Source organism: Akkermansia sp. KLE1798 (assembly GCF_001580195.1).
GTDB lineage: Bacteria > Verrucomicrobiota > Verrucomicrobiia > Verrucomicrobiales > Akkermansiaceae > Akkermansia > Akkermansia biwaensis.
In genome coordinates this window covers 32,132-48,239 of record NZ_KQ971080.1, presented here as the reverse complement: position 1 = coordinate 48,239, position 16,108 = coordinate 32,132, and the positions used below count along the sequence as shown (strand labels likewise).

Here is a 16,108-nt window from a genome sequence, read left to right as displayed (position 1 = left end):
TGCCTGCCATGCCGGAAGAAAAGCTGATTACCGTGGAACCTTATGCGCTGCTCTATACGCGGGCAGGCGCGGGGGTATGCCTGCGTGATCCGCTTACCGGCAAGGTAGGCGTCATTTTCATGGAGCTGCCGGACGGCATGGCTCTGGAACAGGTGCTGAAGGGCGGACGCCCGGCCCGGCCGGACACTTCCTCCCTGCTGGCGCACCTGCTCTCCGCCATGGAGTGCCGGGTAAGACTGGTGCTGATTAACGGAAGGAAGGATGAAGTCTTTTATGCCCGGGTGGCGGTGGAAGCCGTCAATGAAGTCATGGAGAAGCTGGTGGAACTGGACGCGCGTCCGTCCGATGCCCTGATGATTGCCGCCCGCTTTGGAACCGGGATCAAGATCATCCCCGCCGTATGGGAGAGCATGGAAAATATTTTCCCCCAGCTTGAACAACTGGAGACGGACTCCGTGGACAGCCGCGCTCCGGTATATGTGGCTGACTTGTAGGAGGGGCAATGAGCTTTTGTTCCATCCGGATACGGCTTAACTGAAAAAAAACTTGCCAAGCGCGGGGGAAGTCTGTACATTCGGCCCACATCACTTCAAGTGGGTAGATTCCCGAGCGGTCAAAGGGGGCAGACTGTAAATCTGTTAGCATTCGCTTTCGAAGGTTCGAATCCTTCTCTACCCACCACTTTTTCTCTTTCATACTTGCTCACGACCCTTGATTCTTCAAGGGTTTTTTCATTTCTTGCTTGCATGAGCTATCATGAGTACGCATGAAACAGGTGTACACTGAGGTGTACATTTCCACTTTCTCCAAGTGTGCATCATCCAAAAACACTGTTAAACAGGGCCGGATTGATCAAATGTAAAAATTCTGGATTGCCCTTTTTAGTGTTGCAGGGAAGCAGATCCGCAAGACGACGAAAATAGCCATTATCCCTTCTGTTATTCCTTCGGGGAAAAGCAAAATGGCTGTAGGAAGGGAGAATGAAGCCAAGGTCCGTTTGATTGCTGAAAAGCTGGAAAAGGCCGCCAATAGGGAGCAGGTGGACGCCAAGAAGGTAAAGGTTCTTGCCGGGGGAGAGCAGGGAGGAAATTTTTGCGTGGCAAGCAGTACATGAAGGATAGGCCGGACTTTTGAGACAACTACGCGCGGGAAAACGGCGCTCATACCCTGATAGAAGAAGGATTTGCCATTCTGGACATCGCACCCCGGAACGCGCTCACATGGACAACAGCCGCGCCAATTATCGCCGCTGGCTGGCCGGGAAGATGAATGCCCGCTTGCCTGCCTTTCATGTTGCGGCGGCCTTTCCCTACTACCCATGAATCACAGACCAACCGCGCAAGCAGGATGAATAAGGATTGAATCTTGATTGTTGAAGATGACTTTGACATTGCGAAAATACTCAAGCTCTTTCTTACCACGGGTACTGCCACGTATGCGTTGAAAATTCAGGCGTAAGCGGATTGGAAGCGGCGCTGAGCCGGACTTCCGGTCTTATTTTACTGGATATCATGCTGCCGCACACTCAGGTCCACTCCCCATACGGCGGCTGTTCCCATCATCATGCTCACGGCAAGGAATGAAGTTTCCGGAGACCGGAGCGGATGATTATGTCACCAAGCCGTTTAATACAGAAGAGCTTCTGGCGCGCATCAAAACCCAGCTCATGAAGAGTGTGGCTGACCGGCTGCGGGACCGGTTGTCCAATTTGATTATTAAAAGACGTCACGGCTTGAGCTTGCCGCAGTGAAAAACCGCTGCGGTTCCGGCGAAAGGCCCGTGAGTATGCCGCATGGATGACTTCTGGTCTGGTCGACAAGGAGGGGCCGGATATGTTAGAAAAGGTTCCCTTTTCCAACTGCTGTATTGATTTGATATGTTAACCACACTGATTATTCTGGGAGTCTCCGCCATTCTGTTTGTCCAGGGGAGGATTCGTTCGGATATTGTCGCGTTGTGTTCCCTGTTGTGCCTGATGGTGTTCGGCATTCTTGGCCCGGAGCAGGCGCTTTCCGGATTTTCCAACTCCATCGTTGTGATGATGGTGGGGCTTTTTGTGGTGGGCGGCGCCATTTTCAGGACGGGGCTTGCCAAAATGATAGGCGGCAGGATCGTGAAGATGGCCGGAAAAAGCGAATTGCGCCTGCTGGTGCTGACGATGCTCGTGACGGCCGGGATAGGCGCGTTTGTCAGCAATACGGGCACGGTGGCGCTGATGCTGCCCATTCTCGTGAGCCTGGCGGCGGACGGCGGGATTCAGACGCGCCGCCTTCTGATGCCCATGGCCTTCGCCAGCAGCATGGGGGGCATGCTGACGCTGATCGGCACGCCGCCCAACCTTGTGGTGAACAACCAGCTTCAGGAAGCCGGACTGGAAGGGCTGGGCTTTTTCTCTTTCACTCCCATCGGCATCGTGTGCATCGTCACGGGTGTTCTGGCCCTGATTCCCCTGAGCAGGAAGTTTCTGGGCGAACGCGGGGAGGAACCACAATACGAGGCTAAGGGAAAGTCCCTGAGCCAGTTGATAGACGAATACCAGATCATCGGTAACCTGTACCGACTGCGCGTGCTGGAAGATTCCGAGTTAACGGAGCATCCCCTGCACGACCTGCACATTCCGGACCGCTACCATGTGAACATTGTGGAGGTGCGCCGCAGGCATTCCGGCCGCCATTCCTTTCTGCAGACGGTCAGCCAGACCATGGCGGGGTCCGATACGCGGGTGAAGAAGGCGGACGTGATTTACGTGATGGGGGAGTTTGAGGATGTGGACCGTTTCGCGCGGGATTTCGGAGCCGTGATGATCAACCGGAAGACGCCGGAAGATACGGATTCCATGCTCAGGAGCAAGTTGAAGTTTGATGAAATCGGCATTGCGGAGATGCTGCTGATGCGCAATTCCGACTTGATCAATACCCCGGTCAAGTCTTCCGGGCTCCGTGCCAAGTACGGCGTCAATATTCTGGCCATCCAGAGGGACAATCATTACCTGTTCCACAATTTGAAGGACGTGAAGCTCCAATATGGGGATACGCTTCTCATTCAGGGAACGTGGGCGGACATCGCGCGTCTGAGCGAAAAGACGTTTGAATGGGTGGTGGTAGGCCAGCCCCTGGCGGAGGCTTCCAAGGTGACGCTGACGCACAAGGCTCCCCTGGCCGCCGGAATCATGATCCTGATGATCGTCGCGATGGTGTTCAACTGGGTTCCGGCCGTGGCCGCCGTACTGATTGCCGCCGTGCTCATGGTGTTGTGCGGCTGTCTGCGCAACGTGCAGGAAGCGTACAAGACGATCAACTGGGAAAGCATCGTACTCATTGCGGCCATGCTGCCCATGTCCCTGGCGCTGGAAAAGACGGGGGCGTCGGAAGCCATTTCCCACGGCCTGGTGGCGGGGCTGGGAGGGTTCGGCTCCATGGCCCTGCTGGCCGGCATTTATTTCACGGCTTCCCTGCTGACCATGTTCATCAGCAATACCGCTACGGCGGTGCTTCTGGCGCCCATTGCCGTGCAGTCCGCCGTGAGCATGGGAATCAGCCCCTATCCGCTGCTGCTGGCGGTTTCCGTGGGCACCAGCATGTGTTTCGCCTCTCCCTTTTCCACGCCTCCCAATGCCCTGGTGATGCCGGTGGGCAAGTACACGTTCATGGATTACGTGAAAGTCGGCGTGCCGCTCCAGGTGATCATGGGGCTGGTGATGGTCGTCGTGATTCCCCTGTTTTTCCCGTTCGGCAAGGGGTAGGGTATGCATAAGCAGGGGAGTATGGCAGGGATTTCCCGTTTTTTTGCAAGAAAAAGAGAGACAAGGGCGCAGTCCGGGAGTAGAACGGGAGTAGTTATAAAAACCTTTTATTTTATCATGAAGAAGTATTTGTTTATTGCCGCTGCCGCCATGTTTGCGCTGCCGTCCATGGCTGCTGAAGACGCTCCCAAGAAGATGACCTCCGCAGAGAAGAAGGCCGCCATGCTGGAAAAGTATGATACCAACAAGGACGGCAAGCTGGATGCGGAAGAGAAGGCCAAGATGAAGGAAGACCTGAAGAAGCAAAAGGAAGAGGAACGGGAAGCCAAGAAGCACGGCTCCCGCAAGTCCGACTGATGTTTTTCTGGTTCATTCACGGTGTTCCGTATGAAAACGGCCTGAAACATGTTTCAGGCCGCAGGAGAGCCGGACATTTTTAAGACGATGAGATACGGGAAATGGACCAGGTGGTGTACCGCCGGCATGCTGGTTTTACTGGCAGGCTGTACGGCGGAGGAATGGGCGCAGTTTTCCAAGGAAATGGAGGAAAACCAGCGTGCCGCTGCCGAACGCCGCGCCACATACCACAATATCAGCGTCCAGTGCTCCGACTGGGACATGAGGGGTACGGCCACGGCCGGCCTGTCCGCCAAGGGATTCCGGGTCATGTATCCCGGAGAGGGGAATTACGGGGCTGTCGTCGCCGTCAACAAAACGGCGGAAGAACATACCCTGATCCGCAAGGGCCTTTACTTTGTCTCTACTCCGGGGCCTGACACACGGCCGGGATACAAGATCAAGGTCACAGTCACCGTGCATGATTTAAATGGCAAAAAGCTGGCGGAATACCAAGGGGAAAGTTCCCCCGGGGAGTCCTACCACCGTTCCGAGGCGGCACGCTCCGCCTGCCGCAAGGCAATTTCCCGAATGCCCGCCAGCAGCTCTCTTTATTGGTAAAGGAGCAAGGCTTTTCGTAAAAGTTACAGCCGGAATCCGGGTTATGCCGGGGTTCCGGTTTTACGTTTTTTGCGGGACCGGATTTTATAGGCCAGCGTGTCGATCAATTCCCGGACAGCATTGACCGGGTTTTGCCGCAGGACGTGGCGCCCTTTCAGAACGGCGCCGGGCCGGACGGTTCCCGTTCCGCGATGGTTGCGGATGACTGCGGCCGTCTGGGCAAACATGTTGTATTTTTCCAGAACCAGGCGGCGTGCTTCCCGGATGGCGGGGAGACGTTTTTCATATTCGCCGTCGTCCATGGATTTGCGGATGATTTCAAAGGCTTTCCCGGGATCGTCCATGGGGACGGGGATGAAGCTTTCCGGCGGGAAGCATTCCGTGGCAAGCGGATCCCCGGCATAGAAGGGGAGGGTCATGGCGACAAAGGCGTCCGCAAGCTTTTCCGTCCAGTGGTGGGGCTCCAGATGGTTTTCCACGCACAGGTGGTACTTGTAGTCGTCCATGGCGACGGTTTTGTTGTCTATTTCCCGGATGCCGTGCCCGAACCAGTCCAGTTCAGGCAGTCTGTCCGCCAGGTAGCGTGTGAGGTCGTAGCGCATTTTATGCATCGTGTGTGTATGCTGCTTGGCGGAGCAGATGGTGGAAAGCATTTTGGTCTTCGGAAATTCCTTTTGATCCAGGATTTCCTGCATGGGTTTGATGTACAGCCATTCCAGGCAACCCCGGCCCAGCGTGTGGTTGGGGTGGGGAAGGTCTGTCGGGGAATGCGTGGTCAGGACGGTGCCGAACTGGCGCGTGTATGCACGGCTGTATATTTTGATGGATGGCGGTTCCACCGTGATCAGGATGGTTTGGTCCGGCGGGCAGAGCAGGGGTTCCGTTTCATTCCTGATGGTGCCGATGTCGTGCCTGGGGAATTCGTCGTACACCAGCACCCAGTCGTAGTCCGTCATGGCGGCATCCGTGCAGAACAGGCAGCCGTCCCACAGCAGGGAGTCCGTCTCGTCGGGAGAGGCCTTGGTGGATTTTCTGATGACTTTAATGCGTATGGGGTTGCTGGAATCCTGCATATGAAACTGGTGTTGAAGAAAGGGGCGGGAAAGGCGCCGCATTTCCGGAATGCGGCGAAGCCGCGGAGAGCCTTCGTGCCCGTAGTGTAGGGGGAGCACCTGCCTTGTCAATGTCAAAGGGTCCGCCGTTTTTCCACGAATGGCGGCAGGTCAGTTGGATGCCGTATTCTCCCATTCCGGGAAAAGCCGGTCAATGACGCTGGCGACCATTTTCCTGGTGCCGCAAGGCATCGGTGGGCGGAAAGTATGTTCCGCGAAGGGGCTCCGGCCTTGCCGGGAAAAAGGGGAACAAAAGTTTTCAGAAAGGTATTTGCAGATAGGGATGAAGAGGGGAAGCGAGAGAGATGGCAGGAAGGAATAAAAGACTTGTACGCGGAGTGTCCGTGCGGGATGCCGTGGTCGTTATTTCCGGCGACGGGATTTCAGACTGTGCCACGCCAGCCGGCCCTTGTGGCCGCGTTTCAGAAAACGCTGGTAGTAGGATATCCAGGTGCCGTCCCCTTTGCGGTGCGCTTCTTCCGGAGGCCGGTCAAAAATCCTGTAGAGTTTTTCCGTCTCCCGGGCCGTTTCTTCCAGAAACAGGGTTTCCTGTTCCGGCGTTTTCCAGGGGCGGGACATGATTTCACACCAAAGATCGTCATTTTCATCCACCTTTTTCACGTAGGCCACAGCGTCGTCCAGTGTAGCAAATTCATGGCAGTTGATGAAGGAAAGGGTATTGAATTCCTTGCCGATTTCCGGATTGCCCCAATAAATGGGTATGGTGCCGGCAAGCATGCTGGTGACGATTTTCTCGCTGGTGTAGCCGGGATACCAGGCATTCTCAAAGGCAATGGAGAATTTGTACGGTTTTTTCATCTCAATGGATGAGGCGTACCAGTCTTCCGCCCGGCGGCCGTCTCCCGGCGTGTTGTTGAGATGGCTTCCCAGGGAATTGACGAATTTATAGCCGGAAAGCTTGTGGAACATGGCGTCCCGGTTGGGATGGGATTTGCGGTTGGCGTAAATGAAGTTGCAGAACCCCGTTTTGGCGGCGAGAAGATTTTCCGCATTCAGCCCTTCCTTGGCCCCGTGCACTTCCTGCAGGTGGGGCCGCAGGCTGGGGAGTTTCACGGTACGGTCATAGTAGGGGATGGCATCCACTCCTATATAGTAGTCAAACAGCATGAAGTCGGGTGCAATGGCTTCATGACAGCCGTACATGATGGTGACATGGCCCGGTGCGCGTTCCAGAAAGTCGTAGAATGCTTCACGATTGACGTAGAACCACGGCGTGGCGACTAGGTAATCGAAGTCGGAATCATTTTCCTCCACGTGGTACCGGTCCTGAAGAAGCCGCCGGAAACCTTCCTTTCCGAAGTCCGGAGTGGATTGTAAAAAGGAAATTTTAAGCGTTTTCATGGAAGGACAGGACGAACGAGTTTAGAAGGATGCCTTTTGTTGTCAATTCCAAAGGGATATTCCCCTTTCCGCAGGAAATGTAGCGCACGGCTAGTTGTTTTCCGTTTTTCGTGCATGGAATTCCTGGAGCGTTTCTTCGTATAGTTTGGCGTGCCGTTCGGCAATAACGGAATAGGAGAATACCCGTTCCGCGTGTTTCCGGCCTTCTTCCGCAAGGGAATGGAGCAGTTTCCTGTCCAGCATCAGCCGTTCGCAATGATTGGCCATGGCCCGGACGTCGCCCTGGTCTGCAATGAGGCCGGTGAGGCCGTCCAGCACCACTTCCGGAATTCCTCCTGTCCGGAATGTAACGGATGGCGTTTTACAGGATATGGATTCCAGAGCGACGTTGGGAAGTACGTCCTGAAGGCTGGGATTCAGGAAAATATCTGCCGTGCTGTAAAGGGCCGCCAGTTCACGGGCGTCTGTAATGAATCCCATGCTGGTGCAGGCGTACGGAAAGTTCGGTGATTTTTCCTGGGAACCGAAGAGGATCAAGTGGATGTTCCTGTAGCCGCGGCGGTGCAGTTCGTCCAGGATGAGAGGAATAAAGCGGCCGCCTTTGACAGGATTGAACAGGCCCGTAGCGCCGCACGCAATGACGAAGGTTTCCGGATTGATGCCCATTTGCTTCCTTTTGGCCTGCCTGTCCTCTGCCGGATGGAAGATCTCCGTATCCACGGGGTTGTAGATTTGTACGATACGCCTGCCGGGGAACATGCAGCTTTTTTCCACTTGCTGCCTGAGCCACCGGGAGGGGGTTACAAGAGTCAGGGAACGGATGTTGCCGAATGCTTTTTTCTTCCGGTCAAACAGCCATGCAGGCAGGCCCGGAAACAGACGGGGAGTTCCCAGTTGCGGGCATTTGCCGCGGCATCCTTCATGAAACCCCGTACATTCCAGCGGGCAATGGCATCCCGCCGTACAGGCGAACAAGTCGTGCAGGGTATGGACCAGCGGGCGGCGGATTCGGCCCAGCCTGCTGAAGTCGAGTGTCCGCCCTCCTATCCAGTGCAAATGAATCAGGTCGGCCTGTTCCATTTGGGAGAGATCAAATCCCATGCCGAACACGTTGAGGGAAAAGGGAAGGTCCTCCCTTTTGTCCGGAAAAAGGCTTTTAACCGCATCCGCCGCATGGCGGCGCAGGGCGTCCGCCGTTCTTCTTGGGGCGGACCGTTTGATTTCAATGCCTTTTATTTCTTTTTTTCTTCTCAGCAGCAGGACGGATTCCAGACCGGAAATATTTCTGGCCAGGGCATCGTTCAGACGATAAGGGGCGGAACTGGATGAAACGCTGTGAGATACCTGAAATACTTTTGAACATTGATGCAAAGGCACATGGGGATTATGTGGATTAGGAATCCGGAGTCAATATAAACGGCTGTGCCTGAGGTGGAACAGAATGATGGGCCTGCCAAGGCTTGCGCATGAGGTGCCTGGTCCGTTCCGGCCTTTCATTTTATAATATTTTCCGTTCACATGACTTACATACATGTGAAGGAGGCGGGGGATTATTTCCGGATTCCTAATCCGCTGGATTTGCAGGAGAAAAAGTTCCTGATTTTTTTTATCCACTTTCCTTTTCCGGGCGGCCGCAGCCCCATGTCCCTCCGGTCCTGGAAAGGGAAGGCGGCAAGCTGGTTCCAATCTTCCGCATAGGTTTCTGAACAGTCGAGCGGAGTAATGCCACGCAGTTTGCACAGGATGGAAAAAATGCTTTGGTCATACCGGTTTTCCACGAAGCCCTCCAGATTGGGAGAGACGGAGGGGGAGTTGTCCACCAGATTCAGATGGTTGTAGAAGATATGAAGCCAGTCCCGGATCAATTCTACCGTCCATGGGCTTTTTTTGATGAAGACGTGTCCGGCTGCGATTTGCTGGGTATGCGTGATGCGGGTATTTTCCGGGGAGATGGAGAAATGGCGGAAGATATCCCCCTTGGTCCATTTGTATTCCGGCTGTCCATTGTAGAATACCAGCATGCCGTTGCTGTGCCGGTCCAGAATGTCCACGTATTCCCGGAAGCGTTTCCTGCCTTCCGGATTGATGTGGCAGCCGGCATCCAGATACAGGAGGCGGTCCCCTTCCTTCATTTTCCGCAGGGCGTGGCTGATGATCCAGGGTTTCCAGGACCAGTAGCCGAATCCCTTGCAGGAGGGGATCAGGTATTTTCCCATGCGGCTGGTGAATTCCGGGAGAAGATCGTGCTCCGTGAACGATGTGATTTCATCGAAAAACTCCAGGGCCTCCGCCTGACGGCACAGACGGTTCAGGGAGTCCGTCATGCGGGAGTCTGCGAATGAAATAAAATGGTTCATCAAGCGGCAAGTTAATGTGCTGCGTTATATAGGGAAGGTGAGGGATTGTCAATCGGGCCTTTGCCCTGAAATTTCCGGGAGGCCTGAGAAAGGAGGGGCATCGGAAAGGTGGGTGGAAAGAACCCGTTTGCAGGAATAGTACCTTCCTTTTTGCCCAGGAAGACAGGAACCCGCCAACAGCAGAATGCGGCTGAAGCCGTTGGGGGGAGGAGGAACTGCATTGAGCAGGTCGGCCAGCTGCCTGTCCCGTTCGGAAAGGGTGGATAGGAAGATGTCGCCTCCGGCCTGCCGGTAGAATTCATGCCACCATGCCAGAATGATCCGCTTCTGGAGGGAGGTCATCCGGTTGAAGAGCGGATGCTTGGAGATGAAAAAGGGTTTGAGCTTCCGCACGCCGTAGGCGAACAGGCCGGCGTTTAACCAGCCGTGTTCCTTCCAGTAGTCCACGATGTACAGCAGTCTCTGGAATTCCTGCACGCATTGGGCGTGAGCCATGTCATCGCGGTGTCTGGAAAGGGAACCCCGGCGCATCAGGCGGTAATAATACAGGCAGTCCGGAATGAACAGAAGGCGTGAAGCATGGGGAAGGACTGTCAGGCGGAATGTTTCGTCTTCCCCTCCATATTTCAGATCAGTGTGGAACCGGAGGCGGTGCGTTTCCAGCATGCTTCTCCGGAACAGCTTACTCCATACGCAGATATCCATTTTTCCCCAAACGGAATCCCGGAAGAAGTTGGAGGGAGAGGCATCCGGTTCAAAGCTCCATGCGGGCGATCTTTTTCTGGAGGCGATCAGCTCCGCCGTGGTATCGGAAAAAACATGGTTTCCGCATTCCACTGCGTCCGCATCATGCTCCAGTGCTCCGGAAAGAAGGCGACCGTACATTTCGGGATCCGCATAGTCGTCCGGGTCTGTAAAGCCGACGTAGCGTCCCCGTGCCGCATCCAGCCCCGCATTCCGTGCGGCGGAAACGCCTGCATTGGGCTGGTTCAGAAGGATGATTCTGTCATCCTGCGCCTGCCACTGGAGCAGGCAGTTCCATGTGCCGTCCGTGGAGCCGTCATTGATGCAGATGATTTCTATGCTGCGAAGAGTTTGCCGGGTCAGGCTTTCCAGGCAGATATCTATGTAAGCGGCTACATTATAGCAGGGAACGATAATGGAGACGTCGGGAGGCATAAAGAGGCTTCTTGTATGTAACGGATTTAAAATGCGTGGTCAATGGTAATTTTTTGCAAGGAGGTCATTGAAGACTTTTCCAACAGGGAGGCGTGTATCCGGGTGGACTGGGCAAAAGTATGATAAGCAGGCAGCGACAGTTTCATTCCCATGGATTTCCATCTTGTCCGGATGGGAGTTGGAGTATTCGGACCGTAAATTCGTTGAAAAGTTGCGTTCCGGAACGTCTCAAATGGCAGTTGCCTAGGACAGGGAGGCTGTGGTAAAAGAGGGCGGTACAATTTTTTTATCTCTTTTTCTGTTATGATCATTGTCACAGGCGGAGCCGGGTTCATCGGCTCAAATATTGTCGCAGCCCTGGAGAAGGCCGGCAAAAAAGATATTGTCGTCGTGGATACGCTGGGTTCCTCCGACAAATGGAAGAACATAGCCAAACGGGAGTTGTGTGCGGTGGTGCCGCCGGAAGACATGCTTGATTACATGGAAACGCACGCGGAGGAAATCGAAGCCGTCATTCACATGGGCGCGATTTCCGCGACGACAGAAACGGATGCGGATCTGATCATCCGGACGAATTTTACATTGAGCTGGTACTTGTGGGAATTTTGCACCCTGTATGGGAAGCAGTTCATTTACGCCTCCTCGGCAGCCACTTACGGGGACGGTTCCATGGGGTTTGACGACAATCCGTCCCTGGAGCATGTCAATGCGTTGCGGCCATTGAACGCCTATGGATGGAGCAAGGCCCTGTTTGACCGGAAGGTGGCCAGGGAAGTGCGGGAGGGGCGTCCGGTTCCTCCCCAGTATGCCGGCCTCAAGTTTTTCAACGTGTACGGCCCCAATGAGTACCACAAGGGCGGCCAGAAGAGCGTGGTGGCCCACATTTTCCCCCAGGTAAAAGTGAATGAGACCGTCAAGCTGTTCAAGTCCTACCATCCCGATTACAGGGACGGCTGGCAGCTCCGGGATTTCGTGTGGGTGGGGGACTGCGTGGATGTGGTTCTCTGGCTGCTGGACCATCCGGAAGTGAGCGGCCTGTTCAATGTGGGTTCCGGGGAGGCGCGTTCGTTTTACGATCTGGCCAAGGCGGCGTTCAATGCCCTGGGCCTTCAGGAAAAAATCGGTTACCGGGAAATGCCTGAGGAACTCAAGGGCAAATACCAGTATTACACGCAGGCCGACCTTTCCCGGCTGCGCGCCGCCGGATACTTGGCGCCCATGACTTCCCTGGAAGACGGCGTACGGCAGTATGTGCAGAAGTATCTGGACCGGGAGGACAGCTACGTTTAACCCCGGATTGTTTTTATTCATGTCTGCACAGCGCATTTTGATCATCAAGCACGGGGCCCTGGGCGACGTGGTGCTGGCCATGGGAACGATGAAGCGCCTCCGGGAGCTGCATCCGGATGCCCATATCAGCCTGATGACGATGGGGATGTTCGTTCCGATGACGAGGCAGCTGGGCGTGTTTGACGAGTTCATCGTGGATGACCGGGTTCCGTACTGGAAGCTGGGCGCCACCTGGGCGGCCATCCGTTCCATTGTGGAAGGGAATTTTGATGTAGTATATGACCTTCAGGAATCCTCCCGCACCAGGAAGCGCTATTATCCGGCCGTCCGCTTTCTGCTTAACCGCGATATGGACTGGGTGGCCTGCAATTCCGGTGAACGCCGCAGGTTGTTGAAAAAAAATAGCTTCCGGCTTGGAAGGGTGAAAAGGACGCCGTACCGGCTGGAGCGCGTCCTGACGGATTTGTCCTTCATGCACGGGGAGGGCCGGCATTTTGACGAGCTTCCGGAACGTTATGTGCTGATGATTCCGGGTTGTTCCCCCTCCCATCCCTACAAACGCTGGCCGGTGGAGAATTTCTGCTCCCTGGCGCGGCGTCTGGCGGAGCGGGGCATAGCGTCCGTAGTAATCGGCACCAGGGCGGAAGCCGCGGAAGTGGAGGCCATTGCCTCCAGTTCTCCGCTGGCTGTCAGTTTTCTGGGCAAGTCTTCCCTGATGGATATTCCGCAGATGGCGTTGCGCTCCCTGGCCTGCGTGGGCAATGATACGGGCCCTACGCACATGTGCGCCTATTCCGGCGTACCCGTAACGGCCATTTTCTGCCAGCGGACGCGCAAGTCCGCCATCACGGCCCGCCGCATCACGAACCTGATTTCCCCGGGAGGCATTGAGGAAATCACGGTGGACCAGGTGTGGGCCTCCCTGGAACCCCATTTAAAGTGATAGCCCTTATGAAAAAATGACCATGATGCCGCCTGTTAAAATTTCTGTTCTGGTTCCCGTTTACAATGTAGCCCCGTATGTGGGCGCATGTCTTCAAAGTATTTGCAGCCAAACACTGAAAGACCTGGAAATTATCTGCGTGGATGATGTCTCTACGGATGAATCCGCATCCATCGTGAAGGAATGGGCGGAGAAGGATTCCCGCATCAGGTTTTTCAGCGCTTCTGCCAATGGCGGCCTTTCGCGGACACGGAATTTGGCCCTGAAGCATGCAACGGGAGAGTTTCTCATGCTGGTGGATTCCGATGACTGGCTGGAGCCCCGGGCGTTGGAGTGCATGTATGAGAAAGCCCGTATTTTTGACGCGGACCGAATTGCGTGCGGTTATCGTTATCATTACGAGGATGAGCCGGAGCGAAAGGATTTTTTCCTGCCGGAGGAAGCGGCAGGCCCGGACAAAGACTGGATTTTTTGTACACCCGACACTATTGGGAGAATTCACCATGGCGCCAACGGCATGATGATCCGCCGTTCCGTTGTGGAAAAGTGCGGCCGCCGGTTTCCGGAAGGCCTTCTTTGTGAAGATATTTATTTCCATTATACAACATATCCCTTTTGCGGGCGCGCCTGTACTGTGTGTGAACCTCTGTACGTATATCGCAAGAGGGCCGGGTCCATCACAGATGAGTTTGCTTCAGGACATTCTTTAAAATCCCTGGATTACCTGAAAGTAGCGTTGCTGGTTCTGGAAGCATGGAAGGAGGATGGACTGATTGAGGAGTACAGGACGGCTTTTCTGAAGATGCTGGTGATGAGCGTGCGCAATGTACGCAAGTATGCGCCTCATTCCGAACAGAAGGACGTTACCCGGACAGTGTGCCGCGTGCTTCGTGAAGAGGGCCTGTATCGTCCGCAAGAGGATGACGGCCGCCTGACCGCCAGGGAAGCCAAATTGCTGAAATCCTGGCTGGCCGGGAAGTCCGAACTGGGCTTTTCCTATTATTGGAAGAAGATGCGCAAGAGAATGCCTCAGCTGTTCCGCCATTGATCCTACCCGCTTCCTCCGATGAAAAAGAATGAATTTGCCGTCGTCCTTGCCAGTGACAACCGGGGGATATTGCCCTTAAGTGTCACGGTTTTTTCTTTGTTGAACACGGCGGGACCGGACACTTTTTACAAGGTTTACATACTTTCCGACGGCATTGATGCCGGAAACCGCGGCAAGCTGGAAGAGCTGGCGGCTCCGTTCGACTGCCGGCTGGAGTTTATTGAGATTTCCAATATTCTGGAGGAGCACGATTTTCCCCATACTCAACAGTGGCCCGTACCCGCCTGGGGACGCGTGTTCATCCCGGAGCTGCTGAAGGAGGAAAAGGGCAATGTCCTTTATCTGGATATTGATGTTCTGGTTTGCCGGGATTTGACGGAGCTTTTCCGCACGGATCTGGCCGGAAGGGCGGTTGGGGTGGTGTTTGAGAATTTTTCAAAGCTCGGTTCCCATTTCAACGAACGGCTGGACATGCCGCTGAGCTGCACGGGGTATTTCAATTCCGGAGTGCTGCTGATGGATGTGGATGTTTTCCGGCAGAAGGGGCTGGTGCGCGCCGTGCTGGATTATGCCGTCAGCCACAGGGACAGGCTTACCTGCCCGGACCAGGACGCCCTGAACGGCGCCTTGTGCGAATTGACGGCTCCCCTGCATCCCCGGTGGAACTGGCATGACGGCCTGACGCGCCGCATTTTGAAAAATGATCCCGCAGAGAAATTCTGGCGCGGCGTGACGCCGCGCCAGGCGGTGGAAGCCGCCCTGGAGCCCGGAATTCTTCATTATCAGGGCATTCACAAGCCCTGGCGGTATAATTGGCGCTACGAAGGGGAGCGCTATGAACGGGTCATGCGGGACGCCGGGCTACTCTGCGGCCCTCTTCCCGGCAGAACTCCGCTGGCGGTGCTGAAAAAATACCTTTACAAGCCGGTTTACAGGATGACCGGAAACAAGATTCTGAAGCTGCGGGAGCGGTTTGATGAAGAGGACAGGGGATGATTTAGCTGTGGGAAGGTCAATTTCCGGATTGCTGCATTCCGGATTTAATGACTTTTAGAACACGTTTGTAATAATTTTCATATGCCTGTTTCTCCGCGTTTTTACCAGGTGGTTTGGGAGAAGAGGAACGGACTTCTACACTGAATTGTTCCAGCAGGGCTTTCACAGCATTGGTCGGCTGCCCGTAAAAGACGATGCGGTTCCGAATGCGGTTTTTGATTTTCGGGTCGCGCAGCCATCGTGACCTGAGATTCAGGATATACAGTAGGTCTATTTCTTCCGGGGAAAGGTTCAGGCCCAGGATATGGACATTGGAGAAAAAGAAGAGATCAATCCATGATTCTCCTTTCCGAAGCTTGTCATCCTGTAATTTTTTATACATGGGCGGAATGGAGACTTCCTTTTTGCGCAATTGATAGGTGTATGTGCCTTTTAAATAATTGTCGATCTTCCCGATGCATCCGCAATAATGCTCGTACCCATATTGGATAGTGAAGGAATCCGGCCTGTCATTGTAGGTGCCGTGGATGTTCCAGAGGCGGCATGAATGTGAAGTCTCCTGCTTCTTCATGAGAACATGACGCCGGATGCTGTATTTGGTTTCCGACTTCTGGCTGGCTGCTTGTTCATAACCCCGCAATTCCAGAATCCGGTGCAGAAAGGTATCATAGTTGGTGGTCAGGTAATCATCCGCCCGGAGGTCCGCGAGGGCGTGCAGGACGGATTCCGGATGGTTCTGCGGAGTGAACTGTTCCAACTGTTTTTTAAGTTTTTCACGCATCATGGCGGAGATGGCGCGCATGTTCTTTTCCGGATATTGTTTTTGCTCTTTCAAGATCAGGTATTCATAGATCAGAGGAAAGGGGAGGCAGTCTTTTTCCTCGGTGAAAGGGCAATAGGAGCCTGCGCATTCTCCGCAGGGCCTGCTGCAAATGGTCTGTTTGAGGAGGTCCGGGCTGCTGGGGCTTCCCAGGGTGCGCATCAGCCCGTTGCCGAACAGGATGGCATTTTTTATTGTGGGTGTTTTATTGGTGGAAACAGGCATGGATGGAGAGGCAGGTGAACTCTGCATGCTGGCATATGCCCGGAGAAAATCAAGCAGTGAACAACAGATCTGCGGCT

General features: G+C 54.6%; 15 protein-coding genes, 1 tRNA gene and 1 pseudogene. 11 read left to right on the top strand and 6 right to left on the bottom strand.

Translation table 11 applies throughout. The features are described from left to right. Positions 1-8 precede the first annotated feature (8 nt). From HMPREF3039_RS04395 to HMPREF3039_RS04375, 7 genes and pseudogenes are all read left to right on the top strand, one after another. Complete coding sequence (locus HMPREF3039_RS04395; protein WP_067569428.1) at positions 9-494, top strand: bifunctional nuclease family protein; 486 nt, start codon at positions 9-11, stop codon at positions 492-494. A 101-nt stretch (positions 495-595) separates the two neighbouring features. After that, positions 596-681: transfer RNA gene (locus HMPREF3039_RS04390), tRNA-Tyr, on the top strand. 280 nt (positions 682-961) lie between these two features. Then, complete coding sequence (locus HMPREF3039_RS13615) at positions 962-1,114, top strand: hypothetical protein (protein ID WP_156469859.1); 153 nt, start codon at positions 962-964, stop codon at positions 1,112-1,114. Between the two features lie 401 nt (positions 1,115-1,515). Further along, positions 1,516-1,654, top strand: a pseudogene (locus HMPREF3039_RS14590) (DNA-binding response regulator); the annotation flags it as partial. Positions 1,655-1,876: 222 nt separating this feature from the next. Continuing rightward, on the top strand, positions 1,877-3,742 hold the full coding sequence (locus HMPREF3039_RS04385; protein WP_067569424.1) for an SLC13 family permease: 1,866 nt from the start codon (positions 1,877-1,879) through the stop codon (positions 3,740-3,742). Between the two features lie 117 nt (positions 3,743-3,859). After that, positions 3,860-4,099: a hypothetical protein gene (locus HMPREF3039_RS04380; protein ID WP_067569421.1), complete on the top strand. Its 240-nt coding sequence runs from the start codon at positions 3,860-3,862 to the stop codon at positions 4,097-4,099. Positions 4,100-4,147: 48 nt separating this feature from the next. Further along, positions 4,148-4,699 carry a hypothetical protein gene (locus HMPREF3039_RS04375; RefSeq protein ID WP_067569418.1) on the top strand — a complete coding sequence of 184 codons (552 nt, stop codon included), beginning with the start codon at positions 4,148-4,150 and terminating at the stop codon, positions 4,697-4,699. Between the two features lie 41 nt (positions 4,700-4,740). Here the strand turns inward: HMPREF3039_RS04375 and HMPREF3039_RS04370 are convergent, their stop codons facing one another. The 5 genes from HMPREF3039_RS04370 to HMPREF3039_RS04345 all read right to left on the bottom strand — a co-directional run bounded on the left by HMPREF3039_RS04370 (position 4,741) and on the right by HMPREF3039_RS04345 (position 10,709). Continuing rightward, positions 4,741-5,772 (bottom strand): glycosyltransferase family 10 domain-containing protein, encoded by a 1,032-nt coding sequence (locus tag HMPREF3039_RS04370; RefSeq protein ID WP_067569415.1) that lies wholly within the window; start codon positions 5,770-5,772, stop codon positions 4,741-4,743. Positions 5,773-6,174: 402 nt separating this feature from the next. Then, positions 6,175-7,173, bottom strand: coding sequence for a glycosyltransferase family 10 domain-containing protein (locus HMPREF3039_RS04360; RefSeq protein ID WP_067569409.1), 999 nt, complete (start codon positions 7,171-7,173; stop codon positions 6,175-6,177). Between the two features lie 90 nt (positions 7,174-7,263). After that, complete coding sequence (locus tag HMPREF3039_RS04355; RefSeq protein ID WP_147549923.1) at positions 7,264-8,550, bottom strand: glycosyltransferase; 1,287 nt, start codon at positions 8,548-8,550, stop codon at positions 7,264-7,266. Between the two features lie 173 nt (positions 8,551-8,723). Continuing rightward, positions 8,724-9,497 (bottom strand): hypothetical protein, encoded by a 774-nt coding sequence (locus HMPREF3039_RS04350; RefSeq protein WP_156506013.1) that lies wholly within the window; start codon positions 9,495-9,497, stop codon positions 8,724-8,726. Positions 9,498-9,578: 81 nt separating this feature from the next. Further along, positions 9,579-10,709: a glycosyltransferase gene (locus HMPREF3039_RS04345; protein WP_067569400.1), complete on the bottom strand. Its 1,131-nt coding sequence runs from the start codon at positions 10,707-10,709 to the stop codon at positions 9,579-9,581. A gap of 303 nt (positions 10,710-11,012) precedes the next feature. Between HMPREF3039_RS04345 and rfaD the strand changes: the two genes are divergently transcribed. Genes rfaD through HMPREF3039_RS04325 form a run of 4 tightly spaced genes read left to right on the top strand, consistent with a single transcriptional unit; the run spans position 11,013 to position 14,986 of the window. Continuing rightward, positions 11,013-11,999, top strand: coding sequence for an ADP-glyceromanno-heptose 6-epimerase (rfaD, locus tag HMPREF3039_RS04340; protein ID WP_067569396.1), 987 nt, complete (start codon positions 11,013-11,015; stop codon positions 11,997-11,999). Positions 12,000-12,018: 19 nt separating this feature from the next. Next, positions 12,019-12,942, top strand: a complete 924-nt coding sequence (locus tag HMPREF3039_RS04335) for a glycosyltransferase family 9 protein (RefSeq protein ID WP_067569393.1) — start codon at positions 12,019-12,021, stop codon at positions 12,940-12,942. 22 nt (positions 12,943-12,964) lie between these two features. Next, the gene (locus HMPREF3039_RS04330) at positions 12,965-13,990 is read left to right on the top strand and encodes a glycosyltransferase family 2 protein (RefSeq protein ID WP_167506774.1); all 1,026 of its coding nucleotides are present in this window, start codon (positions 12,965-12,967) and stop codon (positions 13,988-13,990) included. Positions 13,991-14,008: 18 nt separating this feature from the next. After that, entirely contained in the window at positions 14,009-14,986 is a 978-nt protein-coding gene (locus HMPREF3039_RS04325) for a glycosyltransferase family 8 protein (protein WP_067569373.1), read from the top strand. A gap of 16 nt (positions 14,987-15,002) precedes the next feature. Here HMPREF3039_RS04325 and HMPREF3039_RS04320 read toward each other — a convergent pair whose 3' ends face one another. Beyond that, complete coding sequence (locus HMPREF3039_RS04320) at positions 15,003-16,058, bottom strand: SIR2 family protein (RefSeq protein WP_082770192.1); 1,056 nt, start codon at positions 16,056-16,058, stop codon at positions 15,003-15,005. Between the last annotated feature and the right edge of the window lie 50 nt (positions 16,059-16,108).

Coding starts and splice junctions, on each gene's coding strand:
- HMPREF3039_RS04395 (WP_067569428.1), top strand. CDS start 9: ATGCCGGAAGAAAAGCTGATTACCGTGGAACCTTATGCGCTGCTCTAT.
- HMPREF3039_RS13615 (WP_156469859.1), top strand. CDS start 962: ATGGCTGTAGGAAGGGAGAATGAAGCCAAGGTCCGTTTGATTGCTGAA.
- HMPREF3039_RS04385 (WP_067569424.1), top strand. CDS start 1,877: ATGTTAACCACACTGATTATTCTGGGAGTCTCCGCCATTCTGTTTGTC.
- HMPREF3039_RS04380 (WP_067569421.1), top strand. CDS start 3,860: ATGAAGAAGTATTTGTTTATTGCCGCTGCCGCCATGTTTGCGCTGCCG.
- HMPREF3039_RS04375 (WP_067569418.1), top strand. CDS start 4,148: ATGTTTCAGGCCGCAGGAGAGCCGGACATTTTTAAGACGATGAGATAC.
- HMPREF3039_RS04370 (WP_067569415.1), bottom strand. CDS start 5,772: ATGCAGGATTCCAGCAACCCCATACGCATTAAAGTCATCAGAAAATCC.
- HMPREF3039_RS04360 (WP_067569409.1), bottom strand. CDS start 7,173: ATGAAAACGCTTAAAATTTCCTTTTTACAATCCACTCCGGACTTCGGA.
- HMPREF3039_RS04350 (WP_156506013.1), bottom strand. CDS start 9,497: ATGACGGACTCCCTGAACCGTCTGTGCCGTCAGGCGGAGGCCCTGGAG.
- HMPREF3039_RS04345 (WP_067569400.1), bottom strand. CDS start 10,709: ATGCCTCCCGACGTCTCCATTATCGTTCCCTGCTATAATGTAGCCGCT.
- rfaD (WP_067569396.1), top strand. CDS start 11,013: ATGATCATTGTCACAGGCGGAGCCGGGTTCATCGGCTCAAATATTGTC.
- HMPREF3039_RS04335 (WP_067569393.1), top strand. CDS start 12,019: ATGTCTGCACAGCGCATTTTGATCATCAAGCACGGGGCCCTGGGCGAC.
- HMPREF3039_RS04330 (WP_167506774.1), top strand. CDS start 12,965: ATGATGCCGCCTGTTAAAATTTCTGTTCTGGTTCCCGTTTACAATGTA.
- HMPREF3039_RS04325 (WP_067569373.1), top strand. CDS start 14,009: ATGAAAAAGAATGAATTTGCCGTCGTCCTTGCCAGTGACAACCGGGGG.
- HMPREF3039_RS04320 (WP_082770192.1), bottom strand. CDS start 16,058: ATGCAGAGTTCACCTGCCTCTCCATCCATGCCTGTTTCCACCAATAAA.